This is a genomic window from Oleiphilus sp. HI0067 (assembly GCF_001635735.1).
Map to the genome: position 1 here is coordinate 16,436 of NZ_LWFI01001244.1, position 20,290 is coordinate 36,725.

Genomic DNA, 20,290 nt, shown 5'->3' on the forward strand with positions numbered 1-20,290 from the left:
GTTCTTAACTACGTAAATCGCAATGGATGAGCAGAGGTAAGCAATGAAGGCATATGAAGTAAATTTTGATGGGCTTGTGGGTCCTACTCATAATTATTCTGGCTTGTCGTTTGGCAACATCGCTTCAGAGCAAAGCCTAAAAGATGTATCTAACCCTAAGTTGGCAGCTCAGCAAGGCTTGGCGAAAATGAAAGCCTTATCCGACAAAGGATTGAAGCAAGGTATTTTATTGCCTCACCATCGCCCTGAGATTGATTTGTTACGACAACTTGGTTTCGCGGGTAGCGATGCGCAAGTGCTTGCGCGTGCAGCCAAAGAAGCTCCTGTAATTTTGGGATCGGTGTATTCTGCCTCATGCATGTGGACGGCGAATGCCGCAACGGTGTCTCCAAGTGCTGATAGCCGTGATGGACGAGTACATTTCACGGCGGCTAATTTGAACGCCAAGCTCCACCGAGCGATTGAACACAAAACAACGAGTCGTATGCTCCAAGCGATCTTTTGTAATGAGAGCTTTTTTGCGCATCATGCTGCTTTGCCTAGTGTGAGTCAGTTAGGCGACGAGGGCGCTGCAAATCACACGCGCTTTTGCTCAGAGTATGACAAGCGCGGCGTGCAACTTTTTGCATACGGTCGGACCGCATTTAATGAGTCGGAATTAAAACCTAAGCGATATCCTGCACGTCAAACTTTAGAGGCTTGCCAAGCCGTTGCACGATTGCACGAGTTAGATGATGCGAACGTTGTATACGCTCAGCAAAAGCCAAGCACGATTGATGCTGGCGTGTTTCATAACGATGTTATTTCTGTAGGAAATAGAGATGTATTTTTCTGTCATGAACAAGCTTTCTTGAATCAAGATCAGGTATTTGCTGAGTTGCAGAAAAAGCTTGGGGATACAGAGCTGAAAGTTATTTTAGTGCCTGAGAGTGAAGTTCCGCTTGCAGATGCGGTTTCTAGCTACTTGTTTAACAGTCAGCTATTAAGTATTTCGGATGACAAAATGGCCTTAGTCGTGCCATCAGAGTGCGACTCTACACCTTCAGTTGCCGCCTATTTGAAGCGTCTTGTTAAAGCGGATAATCCGATTGCAGAAGTCATGAGCTTTGATTTAAAACAAAGTATGAAAAACGGAGGTGGCCCAGCATGTCTTCGTTTGCGCGTGGCACTAAATGAAAATGAGCTAGCAGCGATTCACCCGGGTGTCCTGTTTACAGATCAACTATACGAAACGCTGATGGCATGGACCGAACGTCATTATCGCGATCAACTAGCGCAGAGCGATTTGGCTGACCCACGTCTGATTGATGAATCTAAAACTGCATTAGATGAGCTAACGCAACTACTTGGTTTACCCGCTATTTATGCGTTTCAGCATTAGGCCTGCGCGCTGACCGATCGGCACTTTGCTGTTTGGAAAAATTAGAAGCTCTTCTGTGTTCTCCACTTCATAAATTTTGAGTGGAGACTTTTCCATTATCGTCCCCTGATTGTAGCGCGAGAAATTAGGGGCACCTTCATCAACATACAATACATATTCTGTATGGTCTACGATCAGCTCATGACACACTTCGAATTCATTGAGTTGATCTTGCGCGACAGTTATGAGCTCACCACAGATCATTGATTTAAGACATTGATAAGTGTTTGCGTATTCGCTGAGTTTGTTGAGCCCAAATGGGTACACTTTACCTAGCTCAACCGTGTATGCATCGGTGTTAAAGCTGCGCGCGGTAAAAGAAGAAAACGTTGTTGCTGGCTTATGCTGATAGACCAGTGCCGTACAGCCAAGTGCAGATAGAATCCCACGAGCTTCATCTGAAACATTGTTAGCGTGCTCGGTTTTAGGTTTGAGCGCGAAGCGTTCAACATAGGAATCGCGAATTGCGGTGTGAAGATCTAAGTGTTGGCTGAGGCCATAATCTTCAGCGAATTCAGAGACATATCTCTCTAGTAGTTTTGCTCTTCTAGCATCAATGCTCCCACAAAAATTATCTTCATTGTGAACTCCCATAAACAGCCGATTCATATTGAACTCGATAAAGCGGCTTGCTTTGCGCATTGCTTTGGGGTGCCCAAGTATTAAAAGAGTGGGGCGGGCTATGGAGATGTCTTTGCTAAGAAGCTCTGTAACGAGTTGATCAATTAACTCTATTGGAGCCGTTTCATTTCCGTGAATACCAGCAGATAGCAATAGACCTTGATGCTGCGCCGCTGTTTGAGTTTTGTTTTGCTTCGGAATAAGTCGCAGCATGCCTTCGGCGAGTAGTTGTGCCGTGAAACAAGAAGTCTCATACGTAGCTGAATTTGTTTTAGCTGGATCTTGAGACAAGGTATGTGACAGAAATGAGTTCGCTGGAGAAAAGAGCGAGTTCAAATCTGTCATAGGAGCACACCTCAGTGGCGATCTTTTGATTAAGAGAGCGGCTTAGTATGCGCCATGATTTTATCTTCAACTTTTCGGAAGATATAAATCAAGGTAAATGTCATGCAGAGGTAAATAGCCGCAACGAATAGGAAAGCTTCAAATGGCGCATAATAGCGCGCGTAGATATCACGAGCTGCACCGGTCAAATCGACGATTGTTACGACGCTGGCAATTGAACTGGCGTGAAGCATAAAGATCACTTCATTGGCATAAGCTGGTAATGCTCGGCGCATCGCTCCAGGCAGAATAATACGGCGCATTCGTTTAGCGACACCCATACCATAGGCTTTTGCAGCTTCAATTTCGCCACGAGGTGTTGCCTCAATGGCGCCTCTAAAAATTTCTGTTGTATAGGCCGCCGTATTCAATACAAACGCTATCAAGCAAGGGTAAAAGGCCTCTGAAAGTATGTCCCACAAGAATGTTTGCTGAATGCCTGTGATCTGCGCAGTGCCGTAATAAATAAGGTAAAGCTGAACAAGTAGGGGGGTTCCTCTAAAAAAGTAAACAAATGCCCAAATAGGAAGGTTGATCCACTTGTTTTTCGAGGTTCGCAAAATAGCTAAAGGCAAAGAGATAACAAAGCCAATAAGCAGAGAAAGAAATACCAATTGCACTGTGGTCACAAAGCCTGACCAGTAGTGCATCAAAGTAGGCGGGTTAAAAATACTATTGTCTGCAAACAGACTTAAAAACGCTTCCATCATTAAGCCCTCGTTGTTCCGGCACTGTATTTAATTTTCAGTCTGTTGAGTAATAACTCTGAGACCGCTGTGAGGGATAAGTACACAAGCGCAACAGGGATTAAGAAAGTAAAGGGTTCGTGCACAGCTTTGGCTGCCTCGGAAGCAAGACGCACCATATCAGCTAGACCAATGATCGATACAAGTGCAGTGGTTTTCAGCATAACAAGCCAATTGTTACCTAGGCCAGGTAGTGCATGACGCATCATTTGAGGAAACGAGATGCGGCTAAATACTTGCCATCGAGTCATACCGTAGGCATATCCGGCTTCTATTTGACCTGCATTTACGGACTGAAATGCGCCACGAAATGTTTCTGCCATATAGGCACCAAAGATAAAGCCAATGGTGACAACTCCGGCAATAAATTCATCGATGTTAAAAAAGACATCGATATCAAATTCTTCATATAACCAATCTGAGAACTCATTCATCATCATTTGACCGCCAAAGAAGATGAGTAACATCAGTACAAGATCGGGAACGCCTCGAATTACGGTGGTGTATACCGTTGCGATAGCGCGAGGAATAGGGTTGCTTGAAAGTTTGGCGATCGCGCCGAGTAGCCCTAAAAATAAAGCCACAAGCAATGATAATACGGCTACTTCGATGGTTAAAATAGCGCCCTGAAATATAGATGGGCCGTAACCGTGAAGATCTATCATTGAGTAAGTTCCGTGAAAATTAATCGTCAATCAGACGTCAGGCATATAGCGCCTGACATCTGACTTTTAGCATTAAATCTTAATGCTGTAAGAGAAGTACTTGTTCATGATCTCATCGTAAGTACCGTCTTCTTTGAGCTTTTTAAGCGCAGCATTGAATTTTTCAGCAAGGTCTTTGTCACGCTTGCGGAATGCAGCGCCAACGCCCTCACCACCAACTTGCATGGTGTCGCCGACTGACTGGTAGTTTTCATCTTTAAGGATGGTTGATTCACCTACTGGGAAGTCTAGGAATACTAAGTCTAGACGGCCACCTGTTAGATCAAGAACAAGGTCGTCAGCCGTGGTGTAACGCTTGATTTCAACAGTGTCTGCGCCGATATCTTTTGTCACGTAATCATCTTGAACTGTGCCACGCTGAACGCCAACGCGAAGGCCTTTGAAGGCAGCCTTGTCAGTCACGTCCAGATCAGTACCTTTTTTACCAAACCATGCAGAAGGTGTGTTGTAGTAACCTTCAGAGAACAATACTTTTTCAGCACGCTCAGGAGTGATAGACATAGAAGAGAAGATAACGTCGTATTTACGCGCTAAAAGTCCTGGAATAATGCCGTCCCAAGCTTGGATAACCCACTCACATTCCGCTTTGATTTCAGCACATACAGCGTTGCCAAGGTCAATTTCGAAACCAGTAAGCGTGCCGTCTGGCGCTTTATATTCGAACGGCTCGTAAGGTACATCAACAGCTAACTTTAGTTTGTCAGCTGCGAAACCAATGCTGCTGCTCGCAGCTAAGATACAACCCATTAATAGCGATAGTTTTTTCATAGTGAGGTCTTCCTCTTATTTAATGTCAGCTCTCTAAAGGGAGCAGTTTGTTTGTACTGAATATTAGTACTTCGGTTGAAGAAACTGTTTCACACGTTCTGAATCAGGATCTTCAAAAACTTTTTTAGGTGTTCCTTGCTCTTCAATTTTTCCGTCATGCAAAAATACAACTTGTGACGACACATCGCGCGCGAAGGCCATTTCGTGTGTCACGACAATCATGGTGCGGCCCTCTTCAGCCAAGCTGCGCATGACCTTTAATACTTCACCGACGAGTTCTGGGTCGAGTGCAGATGTCGGCTCATCAAATAGCAGTACTTCTGGTTCCATCGCTAATGCGCGAGCAATTGCTGCACGTTGCTGCTGGCCACCAGACATCTGACTAGGATAGTAGTCGCGACGCTCGTAGATGCCTACTTTGTTTAAGAGCTCTGTAGCGTGTTCAATGGCTTGTTTCTTAGGAATACCTAATACATTGATCGGTGCTTCGATGATGTTTTCTAGCACTGTCATGTGAGACCACAAATTAAAACCTTGAAATACCATAGATAGCTTCGAACGCATCTGTTCGACTTGCTTGGTGTCGGCTGGCATTCGTTCGCCGCGTTTATTGGTTTTGAATTTGACGGTGTCGCCGAGAAGTTGGATATCACCTGAGGTAGGAATTTCTAAGAGATTGATGCAGCGAAGGAAGGTACTTTTGCCTGAACCTGATGAACCGATCATCGAAATGACGTCACCTTTTTGGGCTTCTAATGACACACCTTTTAATACTTTGTGGCTATTAAAACTTTTATGGATGTCCGTAACCACCAGCGGTGCGTCTTGACTCATTCTTGGCTCCGTTGCCTACATTCAATTTCAGTGTTTAAAAATAAACTACAGAGGCAGTGGAAGCAAATTTATGGCCAATAAATACTTAGGCTTTAAGCATTGTTTTTAAATAGGGGTTCAATAGCTGATCATCTGGATCTAGGGCCTGACGCACTTGTTTAAAATCTTCCCAGCGCTCGTATGCGTTTGCACATTGTTCTGGCGTAAAGGTGTTGAGCTTGCCCCAATGTGGGCGCCCGCCGTACTTTTGAAAAATAGGTTCAATGGCTGCAAATAAGGGGGAGTGGTCTTCTTCAAAATAACGATGTACAGCAATAGATATACTGTCTCGCTTATAAAACGGAGATAGCCAACAATCGTCAGCTTTTACAAAACGGCATTCAAACGGGAAAAAGACCTGCTGAAATTGAGATTCGATGAGGCGCTTTATTTCATCAAGCGCTTTGAGGCCATTCTCGACCGGAAGATGATATTCCATTTCGTTAAAACGCACGTTACGTTCAGTGGCGTAAATTTGATGGCTATGATCAATGTTTGTCTCATCACTTAGAGTTTTCATGTACGTGCCGAGTACGAGCTCTCTGAATTCGTTGCTCCAGCCGAGATAATCACGCGCTAGTTTGAGATCCATCAAGCCATTATTGCCATCAAATTCTTCGCGGGCAGTGACTGCTTCGTCTGTTTCATCCAAGGCATCGCTTAAAATCATTCCCGTAAAAGGAATGACATAAAACTCAAAGTTTCGATGCGCTTTCGAAAATGCTTCGGCTTGCGCCAAACCTTCTTCGTATTTGTGCCAGCGCGCTAATCGACGGAGTTTAAATGGCTCTCGGTTTTGCATTCGAATGCGCGTGATTAATCCAATTGTTCCAAGACCAACCTGAGCTGCTTTAAAGACATCGTGATTAGTGTCGTTATTGCAGGTGAGTAACTCGCCCTTCGCAGTGAGTAATTCAATTTCAGTTGTATAGGCGGATAAACACTGTAGCGCGCGGCCTGTGCCGTGGGTAGCTGTGCTAATCGCGCCGGCAAGTGTTTGTCGATCAACATCTGGCATGTTGATCATGGCTTGTCCCATCTCGTTGAGTGCCGGGCCAACTGAGCTTAATTGTGTGCCTGCTGCGATATCGGCTTGCATGATTTTATCGACGGCTTGAGTCACGCCGCGGATATAGCTCGTACTAATCAAGGTATGATCGGTTGGGACGAGTGCTGTAAAGGAATGTCCTGAGCCTACAGAGCGCATTTTTCCTTGGTTGTTGCGCAGCCATGTTTGCAGATCCGCTAAATTTTGCGGCGCAATACGTGCACTCGGTACGCAGCGTTGATTGCCTGACCAGTTTTTCCACGCCAGTGCAGAAGTCGATAACGCAATATTGGGTACGGCGCTCGATAAACATGCAGCAACCATCGATTTTAGTAAGTCTCTGCGCTGCATAGCTATTTCTCCGCTTCGTGTTTTTGAGTGTTTGGAGATTGCGCGAGATAAAGCACTAAATCATTTAAATCAGATTCTGAACAGTCAAAGCATTGGCCTAACGGAGGCATTCCCGCATAGCCATCAATGACCCGAGTCATAATTAAATCCATTGGCTTGCCGAAGACAATTTGCCAGTCTTGATACGCACCGCGTTGCGGTGCGCCGCTTGCTTTTTGTTCGTGACAAACTTTGCAGCTCGCTTCGTATTTATTGAGCTGAACTTGGCTCAAGCTCACATTAGGTATTTGAATGGCTTGTTGACTGCAAGCGCTCAATAATACGCCGATGGACAGCACACAAAGCATCGAAAGAGAGCGACGGTAATTCATAATTATTCATCTTAATTTTTGTATGTCGCCAAATATACCGAGCGCCATGATGAAGGCTCTAGTCCATTGCGGCCATTCTGTCCGAACTTATAGAGTCACTATGACTAACTTCAAGCCTTTTTCATTCTCTAGCTCTTCAATTTCTGGAGCGCGTGCAATGACTTCAAGTGTTGCTTTTCCATCGAAGTACTCGTCGAGGTCAGCCATAAATTGGTCAATACTGATTTGTGGATGGTTGAGACAACACAGCAATGTTCCACCAGGTTTTAAACCATGCTGTGCGTAGCGCAATAGCTTTAGATAGTCTTGCCAGCCCCGAAAGGCTTTCTTTTGATAGGGTGGTGGGTCAAGAACAATTAAGTCATAGGGTTCGCGAGACTTAAACCAAGATTGTGATTTAAGAATATCCCGTTTAATAAAGGCACTTTTACCATCATGCAGCTTGTTTGATTGATGATTGCGTTGCCCGATTTTCAGCACATTGGCCGCCATGTCGACGTTGTCGACCCATGTTGCGCCGCCAGAAAGCGCAAAGAGTGAAAACACGCATGTGTATGAGAACAAGTTCAGTACGCGTTTGTTCTCGCTATTTTTTTCTATCCATTGTCAACCAACACGCATATCTAAAAATGTTCCCGTGTTGAGATTAGTACCAAACTTGATTTCACAGTGAAGGTCTTCGCTTAATGGAGCCTTATAGATCAGGGGAAGCTCTACTTCTTTACGACTAAACAAACTTTGCGTGACGAAGTCTGGCCATTCTCTGGATTGAATCAGCACAGCATCGATGGATGAGACTTCCTCAAAAACTATCTTTAACGCGTGATTTAGATCGTCGCTCAGAGTGTCGTTGAAATTCTGTACGAAAAGAAAAGGCGGATACCATTCGATATTTACATATTCATAACCTGCGTATTTTTTGCCACGGCCATGAAGGATACGTTGGCAATATGGCTGCTGCTGTATTCGGTCTATTAGCAATGGTGCTAATTCTGCTGCACTCAGTTTAATGGCGTTCATTCAAGTAGTGTCGATTTTGTTGGGAGGGGAGAAAGACGCGAATCCTAGCATTATGTAATGGAATATTCCTGCAGTTTCCTTGTGATATGCCGACATATACCTAAGCTTTAAATAATAAGCAGTAGAGATGCGGTAAGGTAAAGATATGAAACTAAAGTTATCAACGTTAACGTGGTTCAATAGTGGTTTGTTGAGCTTAGTCGCAGTGAGTTTAGTATTTGCAGTCTGGTTTGGTTTAGCTGAGCTACGTAAACCTTATACTAATCTTCAAAATTTTATGGCTTTAGAGCGATCGGCAGAGATCGATTTACTGCAAAGCATTACCGCTTACATACAAGAAGGTGAAGATTTTCAATTAGAGCGCGCGCAACGCGAGTTCTCTTCTATCACCGCACTTATTGATACCTTGGCGCAATCTCCTGAAAACGACATGACCCTAATACAAGAGCAGGCGGATGGTGTTGGTGTTCTTATCGGCGAAACGATGAATAACGAAATTCGTTCCTATGCCTTAAGGGGCGCGGCGCAAGAGTTTAAATCAACGATTACTGAAGCAAGAGCTGGCACCTATGGGCAAATTGATAGTGCGTTTGAGCTTGTGCGAAATATGTTGGTTGCGACGATCGTAATGGTCATTGTTGTCGCGATTACTGTGGATTTAATGCAGCGTTTCATCGTTGGACGTCTTAAGTCTTTTGTTCCGGTTTTTGAGCGCTTCGCATCGGGCGATTACAGTGATCAAAATGATCTAGAGGCAAAGTCAGAAGAATTAAAAACTTTGGTAGCATCGACTAATGCAATGCGCACGGCTATGGTCGATTTGGTTGGAGAGATTCAAGATAAGTCGAACAGCGTCTCAAGCGTTAGCGAAGAAATGTTAGGTTTTGCACAAGGTCTTGCTTCGCAGAGTGACGCACAGTTTCAACAGACTTCTCAGATGACGGTGGCGATTGAAGAAATGTCAGCTTCGTTTAGAGAAGTTGCGCAAAGTGCAGCGGGTGCTGCCGTTGCTACATCGCAAGCAACGAAAGCGGTTGAAGAAGGGAATCAGTTGGTTCAAAACTCAGTGAGAAGTGTGCGTTCTCTTGTTGAGGGTGTTGGTCGTACGAGTGAAACGGTCAATAATTTGAGTCGTGATGCAGAAAACATTGGTGAAGTGCTTACCGTGATTGAAGGCATCGCTGAACAAACTAATTTACTTGCCTTGAACGCAGCAATTGAAGCAGCACGTGCAGGCGAAGCCGGTCGAGGTTTTGCAGTTGTAGCAGATGAAGTGCGTGGTTTGTCAGTGAGAACTTCTGAATCGACTCAAGAGATCAAAGACATTATTTCTCGCTTACAAGAGTCTTCCAATAGCTGTGTAGGGGTGATGGCGGAGCAAAGTTCATCAGCAGAGTATGCGGCTGAGCAAACTGAAAGTGCAGGGTGTCGGCTAGATGAAATCGTTTCTGCGATCACAAACATTCAAGACTTGAGTGCAACCATCGCTTCTGCGACAGAACAGCAGGTATCTGTTGTGAATGAAGTGGCTCAGAACGTGAACAGTATTCGTACTCTGAACGAAGAGAGTAATGAGATTGCGCAGCAAACAGATGCGAAAGCATCAGACTTGAACCTAGTGTGTGATCACCTTAATCAGCTAACCAAGAACTTTAAGATTTCATAGACGCTTGGTTTAGCTTCTTAACCTAAGGAACGTCTGAACCTATTCCGTTTGCTCTATTCCATGGCAGCGACTCTTGGGTCAGGCGTATCGTCTTCTACTAGGTCTCTGGCAAACGTGATGGTATTCAGGTCTGGTGTAGAGAGATCTAAGCCTTCAAATATAGACGCCTCGTAAATAGCAGTGTTGACTTTATAGGTCGTGCCCATCAAATGCTTGCGGGCAGTCGCCGTCACTTTGGTATTTGGAATACGCTGGAAATAGAACCACAAAGTGAACTCAAGGGCGTAGTCGCCAGCTTGTGTCAAAGCCCATTCGAAAGGCTTGTTTTTGTTAATTTTAACTGAATCATCCTCGGCACATCCTTCGAACGCACGATCAAACATATTGCCGACCTTTTTCATAAAGCGGTTCATTTCTTCAACACGGTCTTCGCCCGATCGACTCTCAAAAGCGGGATAACCAATATTGTAATGAATAGATGCACGCATGCCGTCCGTACTAGCGATTCGGCTGAGGTTGTCAATTTTGCCTTGTAAAAAGCGACTGTTCTTCACCAGTGCGCGGTGATTATTTCGAATGTCATAGAGGGTGACATAAACAAATGACACCTTGCTGATGATGTACTCGTTTGGAAAACCATCGATAACAACCACATCGCCATCATCCAAGATTTGGCTGTTGAGAATAATGAGGCCAGAGATGATATCCGGAGCCCAAACGGGAGAGGTAAACGCTAAGAAACCAATAAATATTCCCATTATCCCAGTCGTTTCTAGAAGACTATCAGCCCCCCAGATTTTGATGATGATATAAAACGCGCCAAGTGCAGTGGTTGCAACAAGCAATAGGTTAACAATTCGCGTTGAGTAGGTTTCAACGAAGACCTCTTTGTTATCAATGGTCTTGGGTGTTCCGAATCGCTTAAAAGAGTGATAGCTCGCTAGCGAGTATAGGTAGATGGTTACGTAGGCGGTGAGTATGGAAAGCCCTATTCGAGAGAACAGTTGCTCCATATCAATCGTGAAACGTAGCAGCACTAAATCAACTAATAGAAGAACGATGACTAAGAAGTTTAATGAGCGAAATACCTTCATCTTCATCATGGTGCTGGAGGTATTTTCGACCATGGCGAACAGTCGGCCTGCGAAGACAATCATGGCCATGGACCAAATTAAAATGGCAATGTGCCCGGTCCACTCAATGGTGCTCATGTTGGGTAAGAACCAACTCAGAACGCGTTGGCCGGCCTCATGAAGTTTTAAGAGATATACTTCGTCCATAATGTTCTATCTACGCCGTTATAAGTGTGTAAGGGCTTTTGCTTAGCCATGGTTCTAATTGATTCATCGGTAATGCGTCAGAAAAGTAATAGCCTTGTAAATATACGTCTCTGTGCCGTGTGCTAAATACGATTTGCTCTACTTTCTCAATGCCTTCAAATATCACTTGCGCGCCGACTTCTTGAGCCATCTCCATAATGGCATCGACAGCGATCTGGCAGAACCCATCCTCATCAATATGTTGAATCAAATGGCGATCGATTTTTATTCGATTGAAGGGGATAGAGTGTAGGTTAGATATATTTGTGTGCCCAGAGCCGAAATCATCGATGGCAATGTTGTAGCCTTTGAGACGCAATATATTGATGGTTTCTAGTTGATTGCTTGAGCTAATTGGAGATTGTTCCGTCAGTTCAAAAATAATGCGGTCGGGGTTGATCTGAGCTGCTTGCGTTAAACCATCAAGGCTAGCGGCAAGTGCGACATTCTCGAGCTGACTTGGCTCTATGTTGAACGAGAGCTTAATATCGCTGTTCGAAAACACCTCGGTCTTAAATAAGGCGAGCGCCTTTTGGTACAAGCGCAAAGCTAAGTTATCAAGAAAAGGCGTATCTTCAATGTAAGGTAAAAACGAGACAGGCGATAAATATTGTTCTCGTTCTGGGCTATATATTCGCGCAAGACATTCAACGGCTTTGAGGGTTTGGCTTTCAAGATGAATGATTGGTTGGAAGAATGGCTCAATTAAGTCTTGATCAAAAGCTGCATGAATTTCTTCTTCGCTTAATAAAATGTTTGAACCGCGGTGCGTGGTTCTGGCAGGTTCGATGCACAGCATGAGCATCCGTTCGAGATCTTTGCTTGAGTAATCATTTGATAATGCACCGAGCATCTTGATACCTGATGACGCTGCTAAATTCACCGCTGTTTGAACAATTCGCCGTTCACACACGCTGTTGATTACCACGTAGCCTTTAAATCCGCTACGAGCAAGCTGCTGCAGTATTTCTTGGCCGTTTATCTCAGGTAGAACGAGGTCGAGGAATAAAATGATCTTGTCTTTACCCTGACTGAGAGCACTTAAACCTTCTTGGCCATTGTCAAAGCTTTGAATATCTTCGACACCTAAGGCTTCTAACAAACCATCTAACTTAGCTTGCTTAGTGGGGGTGTCCTCAATTATGACAACAGGTAGATCAGAAAATAGGTTCGACATTGGCCCTCCTTGCCCATTCGATGCGGAGTGCATGAAGGGTAGTCTAGGTTTCGTTTTTGGCTTAAAGAAGTCAATAAATAGGTATAAAAAAAACCCGCAAAGCGGGGTTTTTATGAACTGGTTCTAACTTAGAAGTTAGCACCGAATATTAATTCAAGTTGCGACATTTCCAGTTCGATTTGCTGATTTTGGCTCTGGAGCGAAGGATTTCTGCCTTTTGCCCAGTTGTCGCTGTCTGCGATAGGATCTTGTGAAAATCCTGCGAAGCTGCCAAGGCCTTTCGCTTTAAAACGCTGGTCACCAATATTGGTGTTCTCAGACACCTTGTATGCAATAGAAGTGTTTAAAAATACTTGTGATAGATCAACGCCTGTCTCGCCTGCATAGAATACTGACTCGTCATAGTCTGTATTCATGCCACTGTTAGCATATAGGTTAACGTTCAGCGCGAGATCATTGCTCAAGTCAGTCTTATAGCCGAATGAAGGGATATAAAACCAATCGCTTTCTGAGCGCGTGTCTTGAGGTGTTAAAGCAAACTCGCCAGGCATCGCTGTCATAGGGTTTCCGCCTTCAACAGTAAATCCACGATCTGGGTTAAACGCTGCAATTGCTGCGATCTAAATCGTGTCGATGTTGAGCGCAAGAGCTGGATTTGATGCACCCGCAATAGCATCTTGAGTTCTTGCAGTAGACGCACAGCTCATTGCAATGCTGTTCGCATTGTAACCTAGACGGAAATACCCATTTGTTGCACCTGCTGTACCAGATGAAAGAGCAAAGGCTGCCGTGATGATCGACAGGGAGAGTTTATTCGTTCGGATGTTCACTACCGCTATTCAATTCTTCAAAAGGGCGCGGTCCATACACCATAATTTTGAGCGGCAGCTTATAGAAAACAGCTATATAGTCAAAAGAATTAAAAGTTTAGGCCTTATTGCCGGCAGCACTATAACGTTTTATCACGATTGATCCTACAATGGCTGAGAGTAAAGAGCCTGCAAGCACACCGAGCTTAACACTGTCTGAGTAATTGCCTTCGATGCCTTCAAATGCGAGAGACCCGATAAACAAACTCATCGTAAAGCCAATACCACACAATAAGCAGACACCGTATAACTGCCCCCATGTGGCACCATTTGGCAGGCGCGCAAGGCCAATTTTGATGGCAAGCCAACAAGCGCCGAATATGCCTATTTGTTTACCGACGAATAAGCCAAGAATAATGCCAAGCGTGGTGGTATTCATAAAGGCATCAAGTCCTAAGCCTGTTAAAGATACACCCGCATTGGCAAACGCAAATATCGGCAAAATAAAGAAGGCTACCCAGGGATGGAAGTCATGCTCGAGTTCTTTCGCCAAACTTAAGCCGTTGTCGTTTGTTTGATAAAGCGGAATAAACCATGCGATAGCAAAGCCTGCCAATGTTGCGTGCACGCCTGATTTTAATACCGCGACCCAAACAACTGTGCCGACAAGCAGGTAGGGCGCAACCTTCGAAACTTTCATACGGTTGAAAGCAAACAATACGATTAGCCCCCATGAAGCGACGATTAATGAGGTAGTTGAGAGTTCACTAGAGTAAAAAATCGCAATGATCACGATCGCTCCGATATCATCGAAAATCGCGACAGAAAGTAAAAATAGCTTTAAAGACAATGGTAAGCTTTTTCCAAACAAACTAAAGAGGCCGAGTGCGAATGCGATATCTGTTGCGGATGGAATCGCCCAGCCACGAACCGACATCGGATCTTCACTATTTATCACCCAGTAAATAAGGGCGGGTATTGCAATACCGGCCACAGCGCCAATAGCCGGCAGAAGTACTTGATCAAAAGAAGATAAGCTGCCTTCGATCATTTCTCGTTTAACTTCCAAGCCTACAACGAGAAAGAAGATCGCCATCAAACCGTCATTGACCCAAAGTAGAAGCGGTTTGTTGATAATAAAATCGCCAAATGACACTTGGATCGGAATATCTAAGGTGCCGTAATACACGCCTTGTAATCTGGTATTGGCAAAAATAAGCGCTAACACGGCGGCTGCAATCAATAACACCCCGCTTAGGGCGTCATGATCGATCATGTCTTTAAAATCTTTGGAATCGTGTGTTTCTTGACGGTCTTCGTGGTTCATCCATCTCTCCGCTTGTTCCCAAGCAATAGGAATAGTCGAATATTTATAAAAAACATTCGGTTTTAACGAATTTTAAGCGAGGAAAGGGCTCCTTGGAATATCTAAAAACGTAATGTTGTACTTGAGCTTGTGAATTTTTGTACTTAGCTGTAGGGCCCAAAATCAAAAAGGGCGCTGACATGAAAAAAGGTTTGATGGTGAGTTCTGTGATCGTTGGATTATTTGCTTGCAGCAGTAGTTCGGGACCTGACGCACCAGAGAGTATTCATATCAATACAGACTTGAGCGCATTGTTGAGTGATCATGCGAAAGTTGGTTCCACACATACTTTTTAAAGGCATGTTGACAGGTGTTGGTTGAATAATTCCGGAGCTATTTACCCACGCGTGAACTTATTTAGATGCTTTTGTTCTTTAGATATAAACCAAAATAAAGCATGGACTCGTAAAGCAAATTGGTTCTGGTATAGGCTAGAGAAGTGATACTTGGACAAGATGTTTCTGCTGTCTTCTTTAGCCAATAAAAACAAACTTCAGGGAAATCATCATGAAAGCCTTAAATGCGAATGGTCGTATCGAATGTAAAGCCGCGGTTGCGTGGAAAGCTGGAGCTCCGCTATCAATAGAAACTATCGAAGTGGAGATGCCGAAAGCAGGTGAGGTGCTGGTAAAAGTACTTGCATCTGGCGTGTGTCACACTGATGCATTCACTTTGACGGGAGAGGATCCAGAGGGTGTTTTTCCAGCGATTCTTGGTCATGAGGGCGGCGGTATTGTTGAAGCTGTTGGTGAGGGCGTAACTTCTGTAGCGGTCGGTGATCATGTCATTCCGCTCTACACGCCAGAATGCCGCGAATGTAAGTTTTGCTTATCCGGTAAAACAAATCTGTGTCAAAAAATTCGTTCTACGCAAGGTCAAGGTTTGATGCCTGACGGCACAACTCGTTTCTCGAAAGACGGCGAAAAAATCTATCACTACATGGGTACGTCGACCTTTTCTGAATACACGGTACTCCCTGAGATTTCACTGGCTAAAGTCAATAAAGAGGCCTCTTTGCATGATGTCTGCTTGTTAGGTTGTGGCGTGACAACGGGCATTGGAGCGGTGATGAACACTGCAAAAGTTGAAGAAGGGACAACCGTTGCGATTTTTGGTCTAGGCGGTATCGGATTATCAGCAATTATAGGTGCGCAACAAGCTGGTGCCTCGCGCATTTTGGCGATTGATATTAATGAATCTAAGTTTGATCTTGCGGAAGAGCTGGGCGCAACAGATTGCATTAATCCAAAGAATTACGATAAGCCGATTCAAGATGTGATCGTCGAGCTAACAGATGGTGGCGTAGATTATTCCTTTGAATGTATTGGGAATGTTGATGTGATGCGTTCGGCGCTTGAGTGCTGCCATAAAGGTTGGGGCGAGTCTGTGATAATCGGTGTGGCAGGTGCTGGCCAAGAGATCAATACACGGCCTTTCCAGTTAGTAACGGGCCGCGTATGGCGTGGTACGGCTTTTGGTGGAGTGAAAGGCAGAACTGAACTCCCTGACTATGTTGAAAAGTATCTTGCTGGGGATATCCCGCTCAAGAAATTCATTACACATAAAATGGAACTGGGTGAAATTAACGAAGCGTTCGACTTAATGCATGAAGGCAAAAGTATTCGTTCTGTGGTGCATTTTGAACCTGAAGCCAGCTAGGGAGACATTGCAATGAGCGAAGCCGATTCTGAATTGAAGATGTCAGAGTTAAAACTGCTTAGTCAGCAAAACTCTTTTGAAGGTCGTTTTATTCGTTATCAACATCGCTCTGCGGTGAACAAATGCGACATGATTTTTTCTGTGTTCGTGCCGCCGCAAGCGCTTAAAAATGAAGAGGCTTTAGCGCAGACTCCTCTTGTATATTTTCTATCTGGATTAACCTGCACGGACGAAAACTTTATGCAAAAGGCTGGCGCGCATCGTGTCGCTTCAGACTTAGGTTTAATTCTCGTAGCGCCTGATACCAGCCCTCGCGGTGATGGTGTGCCAGACGATCCAGATGCCGTCTATGACTTTGGTTTGGGGGCCGGTTTTTACGTCAATTCCACACAAGCACCTTGGGCAACGCATTATCATATGTATGACTACATCGTGGACGAGTTGCCGAGTCTACTTAAGAGCGAATTAGGAATGACGGGGGCTGCTTCAATTACTGGTCACTCAATGGGTGGGCATGGCGCGTTGACGATAGGTTTGCGCCATCCAGATAACTACCAATCTATTTCAGCCTTCAGTCCGATTTCGAATCCAAGCCAGTGTCCCTGGGGCGAAAAAGCATTTTCGAACTATTTGGGACAAGACAAGTCTACATGGCTAGCCCATGATGCTTGTGCATTGTTGATGGAGGTAGAAAGTCACAAACCGATTCTTGTTGACCAAGGTACCGACGATCAGTTTCTAACTGAGCAACTTGGCACGCCGGCTTTAGAAAAGGCTTTGTCCACAAATAGTAAAGGTGAGTGGACCTTGAATATGCGTGACGGCTACGACCATAGTTATTATTTCATCGCGAGTTTTATCGAAGACCATCTTCGCTTTCATGCGAATTGTCTGAATGCTTGAGTCATAAATGGTCGTGACTCCTGATAAAGAACAAAGAGAATAATATGAAGATTTACGAACAAAAAATTGCCCCTAACGCCCGTCGTGTGCGGGTTTTCTTGGCTGAAAAAGGTCTTCTTGATCAAGTCGAGTTTGTTGAATTAGACCTGCAAAAAGGCGAGAACAGAACAGCGGAATTTCGCGGTAAAAACATGCTTGCCAAAATTCCAGTACTAGAACTAGACGATGGCACGCATATTTCTGAATCAGTAGCGATTTGTCGTTATTTCGAGGCATTGCATCCAGAAAACCCATTGATGGGAAGTACGCCCTTAGAACAAGCTGAAATTGAAATGTGGCAACGCCGTTGCGAAATCTATTTCATGAATTTGGTCGGCATGGCATTTCAGCATACATCGGGTTTCTTCGCAGATCGTATGACGCCGATCAAAGAGTGGGGTGAAGAGTGTTACAAAGGTGCGAGCAAATTCATGCATATGTTAGATAAGCACCTAGCAGACTCAGAATTTGTCGCAGGGGACAGCTACTCAATTGCCGACATCACCGCTATGTGCACGGTCGATTTTGCACGTGTTGTTCAATTACGCCGCGGCGAAGAGCAAGTGAATCTAAACCGATGGTATGAAGCTGTTTCTGGTCGTGCTAGTGCAAAAGCCTAACAATGCACCCTTAAAGACAGCAAATCGAATTTCAAAGTTAAGGACCCTTTATGAGTCACGATGTATACGAACCACCTAAAGTGTGGGCTCCCGAAGAAGGAAATGGCGGCAAGTTTGCTAACATTAATCGTCCAACTTCAGGCGCAACACACGACAAAGAGCTACCTTCGGGTGACCATCCTTTCCAGCTATATTCGCTCGCCACACCGAATGGTGTGAAGGTCACGATGATGCTTGAAGAACTACTTCAAGCAGGTCACACCGGTGCGGAATATGATGCTTGGCCAATCAACATCATGGAAGGAGATCAATTCGGTAGTGGGTTTGTAGCGATTAATCCAAACTCTAAAATCCCAGCTTTGTTCGATAAAGAAGCGGACGTCCGCATCTTTGAATCTGGAGCAATTCTGTTTTATCTCGCAGAAAAGTTTGATGCCTTCTTGCCAAAAGAGACTAAAGCGCGCGCTGAGTGCATGAGTTGGTTGATGTGGCAAATGGGTGCAGGTCCGTTTTTGGGTGGCGGTTTTGGGCACTTCTATGCCTACGCACCAGAAAAATATAAGTATCCAATTGATCGCTATACCATGGAGGTGAAGCGCCAGTTAGATTTGTTAGATAAGCACCTTGCAGATAACGAATACATGGTCGGCAGCGAATATACGATTGCAGATATGACCATCTGGCCTTGGTATGGCGTATTGGCGCAAGGTAAATTGTATGAAGCCGCTGAATTCTTAGATGTCGAATCCTATAAAAACGTACAGCGTTGGACAGCGCAAGTAGCTGATCGACCCGCTACTGAGCGTGGACGCATTGTGAATCGTGCATGGGGTGAAACTTGGGAACAACTTCCGATTCGTCGTAGTGCTGAAGATATAGATAAGAAATTAGCGTCAAAGTAGTTTAATTACTATTAAAAAGCCTGAATCTTTCAGGCTTTTTTCTGTTCCAAATCTCTGAAAAACATTTTCTCTCAATTCTCAAATCCAAATTGTATTTCCATCGTAAGAATACAAAAGGAGATAACTATGCTTTCGTTTTTCAAATCAGACCCCACCAAAAAGTTAAAGAAGCAATACTTGGCGAAACTTGAAGAAGCCATGAAGGCGCAGCGCAATGGCGATATTCGAACTTACTCGCAACTCAGCGTAGAAGCCGACGCCTTAGCAAAGCAATTAGAAGCGTTGGAAGAGAGCAAAAGCTAGCTTGGTTTGATAAGCTAAGGCGTTAACTAAAATAATTATCCTGAGCCTTGCTTATGTCTCAATTCACCCTAAAGATTCGTGTGCGCTATAACGAATGCGATGCGCAAAATGTCGTGTTCAATTCCCGCTATGCGGATTATGCAGACCTCGCCTCAACGGAGTTTCTTCGTGCATCACTCGGGGGCTATCAAGAACTCGTGGCACGCGGATTCGAGAATCAAATTGTTAAGCTTTTAATTGAATGGAAGGCTCCGGCTCGCTTTGATGATGTATTAAATCTTAATGTGTCGGTGGGTCGTATCGGAAATAGTTCATTTACACTTCACACAGAGTATGTGAATGCGCAAACGAATCAAGTATTAGCTACTGCCGAAGCAGTGTATGTGTTTGTTAACGCTGAAGATTTTACGAGTTGTCCAATTCCTGACTTTGTTAAATCAATGTTTGAGCATTCGAAAGATTATGGTGTGATGGACCAGTCTGGTAGCTAGCAAATTGTTACACTATTATGTCAGTTGTAACGGCTTTGCAAATCATTGAAAATCTAAAAATGTAGCGCGTGCATCGTGGGTATTTCGAGAGTAACGTGCAGGTCGCCGAGTTTGGCAACACACTTTATTTATTGCAGGAGGTGTTAAGGATGTTCTTCTTAATTCCCAATTCAGAAACGATAAGTAAGGATGCTGTCCCTCACTTTTGTTATTCCGACAAAGGTGACGCTTTGGAGGATGCCAAAGCAATGTTCAATAAACTTCATCTCGACTTTTCTGTCGAAGAAGATCTTTTATCTACGACTTTCGTTAGTCCAACTGGTAGTGAGTTAGCCGTTATCATTCAACGCTAACGATGGACATGAGAGCTCCTTAGACTTGGGGCTCGTCCTAGCCCTTCACTTAGGCTGATTCAAGCCAGCTAAATCAGTTCTGAGCTTCACTTGCTATTTACACTTCTTTGTAATTATTTTCTATCTCATTGCGGTTGATTTTCAGTGTTGGTGTGAGCAAACCATGTTTCATTGCTAACAACAATGTGATCAATTTATTTAGTTCGGTTCTAAGCGTTAATATATTTTTAATGGCCAGAATTAAATCTGAATTCAGTTTGTTGTCGCAGCAATCTGTATTTTTAAAGATCGAATAAATTGTTAAAGACTGTAATAATATTTTTAATGAACATTTTTCAACCATTTGTTTAGCTCCA

At 44.2% G+C, this 20,290-nt stretch carries 23 protein-coding genes and 1 pseudogene; 10 read left to right on the forward strand and 14 right to left on the reverse strand.

The genetic code is table 11. The features are described 5' to 3' along the window. The first annotated feature begins 43 nt into the window (after positions 1-43). Positions 44-1,381, forward strand: coding sequence for an N-succinylarginine dihydrolase (gene astB, locus A3739_RS18880; RefSeq protein ID WP_068478240.1), 1,338 nt, complete (start codon positions 44-46; stop codon positions 1,379-1,381). Here astB and A3739_RS18885 read toward each other — a convergent pair. The 8 genes and pseudogenes from A3739_RS18885 to A3739_RS30975 all read right to left on the reverse strand — a co-directional run bounded on the left by A3739_RS18885 (position 1,352) and on the right by A3739_RS30975 (position 8,327). Further along, the gene (locus tag A3739_RS18885) at positions 1,352-2,386 is read right to left on the reverse strand and encodes a succinylglutamate desuccinylase (RefSeq protein WP_068478242.1); all 1,035 of its coding nucleotides are present in this window, start codon (positions 2,384-2,386) and stop codon (positions 1,352-1,354) included. The two genes, astB and A3739_RS18885, sit on opposite strands and share 30 nt — an antisense overlap. A gap of 29 nt (positions 2,387-2,415) precedes the next feature. Beyond that, positions 2,416-3,135, reverse strand: a complete 720-nt coding sequence (locus A3739_RS18890; protein WP_068478244.1) for an ABC transporter permease — start codon at positions 3,133-3,135, stop codon at positions 2,416-2,418. Continuing rightward, a complete protein-coding gene (locus A3739_RS18895; RefSeq protein ID WP_068478246.1) occupies positions 3,135-3,836 on the reverse strand; it encodes an ABC transporter permease in 702 nt (233 codons plus the stop codon). Before A3739_RS18895 ends, A3739_RS18890 begins: the two co-directional genes overlap by 1 nt. Before the next feature lie 72 nt (positions 3,837-3,908). Continuing rightward, positions 3,909-4,664 (reverse strand): transporter substrate-binding domain-containing protein, encoded by a 756-nt coding sequence (locus A3739_RS18900; protein ID WP_068478248.1) that lies wholly within the window; start codon positions 4,662-4,664, stop codon positions 3,909-3,911. Between the two features lie 63 nt (positions 4,665-4,727). Next, complete coding sequence (locus tag A3739_RS18905; RefSeq protein WP_068478251.1) at positions 4,728-5,498, reverse strand: ABC transporter ATP-binding protein; 771 nt, start codon at positions 5,496-5,498, stop codon at positions 4,728-4,730. Between the two features lie 85 nt (positions 5,499-5,583). After that, the gene (locus A3739_RS18910; RefSeq protein ID WP_068478253.1) at positions 5,584-6,936 is read right to left on the reverse strand and encodes a D-arabinono-1,4-lactone oxidase; all 1,353 of its coding nucleotides are present in this window, start codon (positions 6,934-6,936) and stop codon (positions 5,584-5,586) included. Between the two features lie 2 nt (positions 6,937-6,938). After that, positions 6,939-7,307, reverse strand: coding sequence for a cytochrome c5 family protein (locus A3739_RS18915; protein ID WP_068478255.1), 369 nt, complete (start codon positions 7,305-7,307; stop codon positions 6,939-6,941). An 87-nt stretch (positions 7,308-7,394) separates the two neighbouring features. Beyond that, positions 7,395-8,327, reverse strand: a pseudogene (locus A3739_RS30975) (class I SAM-dependent methyltransferase). 145 nt (positions 8,328-8,472) lie between these two features. Here A3739_RS30975 and A3739_RS18930 point away from each other — a divergent pair. After that, complete coding sequence (locus A3739_RS18930) at positions 8,473-9,993, forward strand: methyl-accepting chemotaxis protein (RefSeq protein ID WP_068478259.1); 1,521 nt, start codon at positions 8,473-8,475, stop codon at positions 9,991-9,993. 53 nt (positions 9,994-10,046) lie between these two features. Here the strand turns inward: A3739_RS18930 and A3739_RS18935 are convergent, their stop codons facing one another. The 5 genes from A3739_RS18935 to nhaA form a co-directional block, all read right to left on the reverse strand. Continuing rightward, on the reverse strand, positions 10,047-11,273 hold the full coding sequence (locus A3739_RS18935) for a mechanosensitive ion channel domain-containing protein (RefSeq protein WP_068478261.1): 1,227 nt from the start codon (positions 11,271-11,273) through the stop codon (positions 10,047-10,049). Between the two features lie 10 nt (positions 11,274-11,283). Beyond that, positions 11,284-12,489, reverse strand: a complete 1,206-nt coding sequence (locus A3739_RS18940; RefSeq protein ID WP_068478263.1) for an EAL domain-containing protein — start codon at positions 12,487-12,489, stop codon at positions 11,284-11,286. Positions 12,490-12,617: 128 nt separating this feature from the next. Beyond that, positions 12,618-13,049, reverse strand: a complete 432-nt coding sequence (locus A3739_RS18945; RefSeq protein WP_068478265.1) for an outer membrane protein transport protein — start codon at positions 13,047-13,049, stop codon at positions 12,618-12,620. 60 nt (positions 13,050-13,109) lie between these two features. Further along, positions 13,110-13,319 (reverse strand): hypothetical protein, encoded by a 210-nt coding sequence (locus A3739_RS18950; RefSeq protein ID WP_068478267.1) that lies wholly within the window; start codon positions 13,317-13,319, stop codon positions 13,110-13,112. Between the two features lie 97 nt (positions 13,320-13,416). Further along, positions 13,417-14,625 carry a Na+/H+ antiporter NhaA gene (gene nhaA, locus A3739_RS18955; protein ID WP_082878497.1) on the reverse strand — a complete coding sequence of 403 codons (1,209 nt, stop codon included), beginning with the start codon at positions 14,623-14,625 and terminating at the stop codon, positions 13,417-13,419. 179 nt (positions 14,626-14,804) lie between these two features. On the opposite strand from nhaA, the gene A3739_RS28890 reads away from it, so the two are divergent. The 8 genes from A3739_RS28890 to A3739_RS18985 all read left to right on the forward strand — a co-directional run bounded on the left by A3739_RS28890 (position 14,805) and on the right by A3739_RS18985 (position 19,934). Continuing rightward, a complete protein-coding gene (locus A3739_RS28890; RefSeq protein WP_156493682.1) occupies positions 14,805-14,960 on the forward strand; it encodes a hypothetical protein in 156 nt (51 codons plus the stop codon). Between the two features lie 211 nt (positions 14,961-15,171). Next, on the forward strand, positions 15,172-16,323 hold the full coding sequence (locus tag A3739_RS18960) for an S-(hydroxymethyl)glutathione dehydrogenase/class III alcohol dehydrogenase (RefSeq protein WP_068478269.1): 1,152 nt from the start codon (positions 15,172-15,174) through the stop codon (positions 16,321-16,323). 12 nt (positions 16,324-16,335) lie between these two features. Beyond that, positions 16,336-17,226, forward strand: coding sequence for an S-formylglutathione hydrolase (fghA, locus tag A3739_RS18965; RefSeq protein ID WP_304440118.1), 891 nt, complete (start codon positions 16,336-16,338; stop codon positions 17,224-17,226). A 44-nt stretch (positions 17,227-17,270) separates the two neighbouring features. Then, entirely contained in the window at positions 17,271-17,885 is a 615-nt protein-coding gene (locus A3739_RS18970; RefSeq protein WP_068478271.1) for a glutathione S-transferase family protein, read from the forward strand. A gap of 50 nt (positions 17,886-17,935) precedes the next feature. Then, a complete protein-coding gene (gene yghU / locus A3739_RS18975; RefSeq protein WP_068478273.1) occupies positions 17,936-18,787 on the forward strand; it encodes a glutathione-dependent disulfide-bond oxidoreductase in 852 nt (283 codons plus the stop codon). A 126-nt stretch (positions 18,788-18,913) separates the two neighbouring features. Next, the gene (locus A3739_RS28895) at positions 18,914-19,090 is read left to right on the forward strand and encodes a DUF6435 family protein (protein ID WP_156493683.1); all 177 of its coding nucleotides are present in this window, start codon (positions 18,914-18,916) and stop codon (positions 19,088-19,090) included. 53 nt (positions 19,091-19,143) lie between these two features. Then, positions 19,144-19,581, forward strand: coding sequence for a thioesterase family protein (locus A3739_RS18980; RefSeq protein WP_068478275.1), 438 nt, complete (start codon positions 19,144-19,146; stop codon positions 19,579-19,581). A 149-nt stretch (positions 19,582-19,730) separates the two neighbouring features. Continuing rightward, positions 19,731-19,934, forward strand: coding sequence for a hypothetical protein (locus A3739_RS18985; RefSeq protein ID WP_068478277.1), 204 nt, complete (start codon positions 19,731-19,733; stop codon positions 19,932-19,934). Between the two features lie 97 nt (positions 19,935-20,031). On the opposite strand, the gene A3739_RS30980 is transcribed toward A3739_RS18985, so the two are convergent. Further along, on the reverse strand, positions 20,032-20,290 hold a 259-nt coding region (locus A3739_RS30980), incomplete at its 5' end, for a hypothetical protein (RefSeq protein ID WP_231877109.1).

What these genes read in the sequence shown, in the direction of transcription:
- astB (WP_068478240.1), top strand. Translation starts at nt 44, where the DNA reads ATGAAGGCATATGAAGTAAATTTTGATGGGCTTGTGGGTCCTACTCAT.
- A3739_RS18885 (WP_068478242.1), bottom strand. Translation starts at nt 2,386, where the DNA reads ATGACAGATTTGAACTCGCTCTTTTCTCCAGCGAACTCATTTCTGTCA.
- A3739_RS18890 (WP_068478244.1), bottom strand. Translation starts at nt 3,135, where the DNA reads ATGATGGAAGCGTTTTTAAGTCTGTTTGCAGACAATAGTATTTTTAAC.
- A3739_RS18895 (WP_068478246.1), bottom strand. Translation starts at nt 3,836, where the DNA reads ATGATAGATCTTCACGGTTACGGCCCATCTATATTTCAGGGCGCTATT.
- A3739_RS18900 (WP_068478248.1), bottom strand. Translation starts at nt 4,664, where the DNA reads ATGAAAAAACTATCGCTATTAATGGGTTGTATCTTAGCTGCGAGCAGC.
- A3739_RS18905 (WP_068478251.1), bottom strand. Translation starts at nt 5,498, where the DNA reads ATGAGTCAAGACGCACCGCTGGTGGTTACGGACATCCATAAAAGTTTT.
- A3739_RS18910 (WP_068478253.1), bottom strand. Translation starts at nt 6,936, where the DNA reads ATGCAGCGCAGAGACTTACTAAAATCGATGGTTGCTGCATGTTTATCG.
- A3739_RS18915 (WP_068478255.1), bottom strand. Translation starts at nt 7,307, where the DNA reads ATGAATTACCGTCGCTCTCTTTCGATGCTTTGTGTGCTGTCCATCGGC.
- A3739_RS18930 (WP_068478259.1), top strand. Translation starts at nt 8,473, where the DNA reads ATGAAACTAAAGTTATCAACGTTAACGTGGTTCAATAGTGGTTTGTTG.
- A3739_RS18935 (WP_068478261.1), bottom strand. Translation starts at nt 11,273, where the DNA reads ATGGACGAAGTATATCTCTTAAAACTTCATGAGGCCGGCCAACGCGTT.
- A3739_RS18940 (WP_068478263.1), bottom strand. Translation starts at nt 12,489, where the DNA reads ATGTCGAACCTATTTTCTGATCTACCTGTTGTCATAATTGAGGACACC.
- A3739_RS18945 (WP_068478265.1), bottom strand. Translation starts at nt 13,049, where the DNA reads ATGACAGCGATGCCTGGCGAGTTTGCTTTAACACCTCAAGACACGCGC.
- nhaA (WP_082878497.1), bottom strand. Translation starts at nt 14,625, where the DNA reads ATGAACCACGAAGACCGTCAAGAAACACACGATTCCAAAGATTTTAAA.
- A3739_RS28890 (WP_156493682.1), top strand. Translation starts at nt 14,805, where the DNA reads ATGAAAAAAGGTTTGATGGTGAGTTCTGTGATCGTTGGATTATTTGCT.
- A3739_RS18960 (WP_068478269.1), top strand. Translation starts at nt 15,172, where the DNA reads ATGAAAGCCTTAAATGCGAATGGTCGTATCGAATGTAAAGCCGCGGTT.
- fghA (WP_304440118.1), top strand. Translation starts at nt 16,336, where the DNA reads ATGAGCGAAGCCGATTCTGAATTGAAGATGTCAGAGTTAAAACTGCTT.
- A3739_RS18970 (WP_068478271.1), top strand. Translation starts at nt 17,271, where the DNA reads ATGAAGATTTACGAACAAAAAATTGCCCCTAACGCCCGTCGTGTGCGG.
- yghU (WP_068478273.1), top strand. Translation starts at nt 17,936, where the DNA reads ATGAGTCACGATGTATACGAACCACCTAAAGTGTGGGCTCCCGAAGAA.
- A3739_RS28895 (WP_156493683.1), top strand. Translation starts at nt 18,914, where the DNA reads ATGCTTTCGTTTTTCAAATCAGACCCCACCAAAAAGTTAAAGAAGCAA.
- A3739_RS18980 (WP_068478275.1), top strand. Translation starts at nt 19,144, where the DNA reads ATGTCTCAATTCACCCTAAAGATTCGTGTGCGCTATAACGAATGCGAT.
- A3739_RS18985 (WP_068478277.1), top strand. Translation starts at nt 19,731, where the DNA reads ATGTTCTTCTTAATTCCCAATTCAGAAACGATAAGTAAGGATGCTGTC.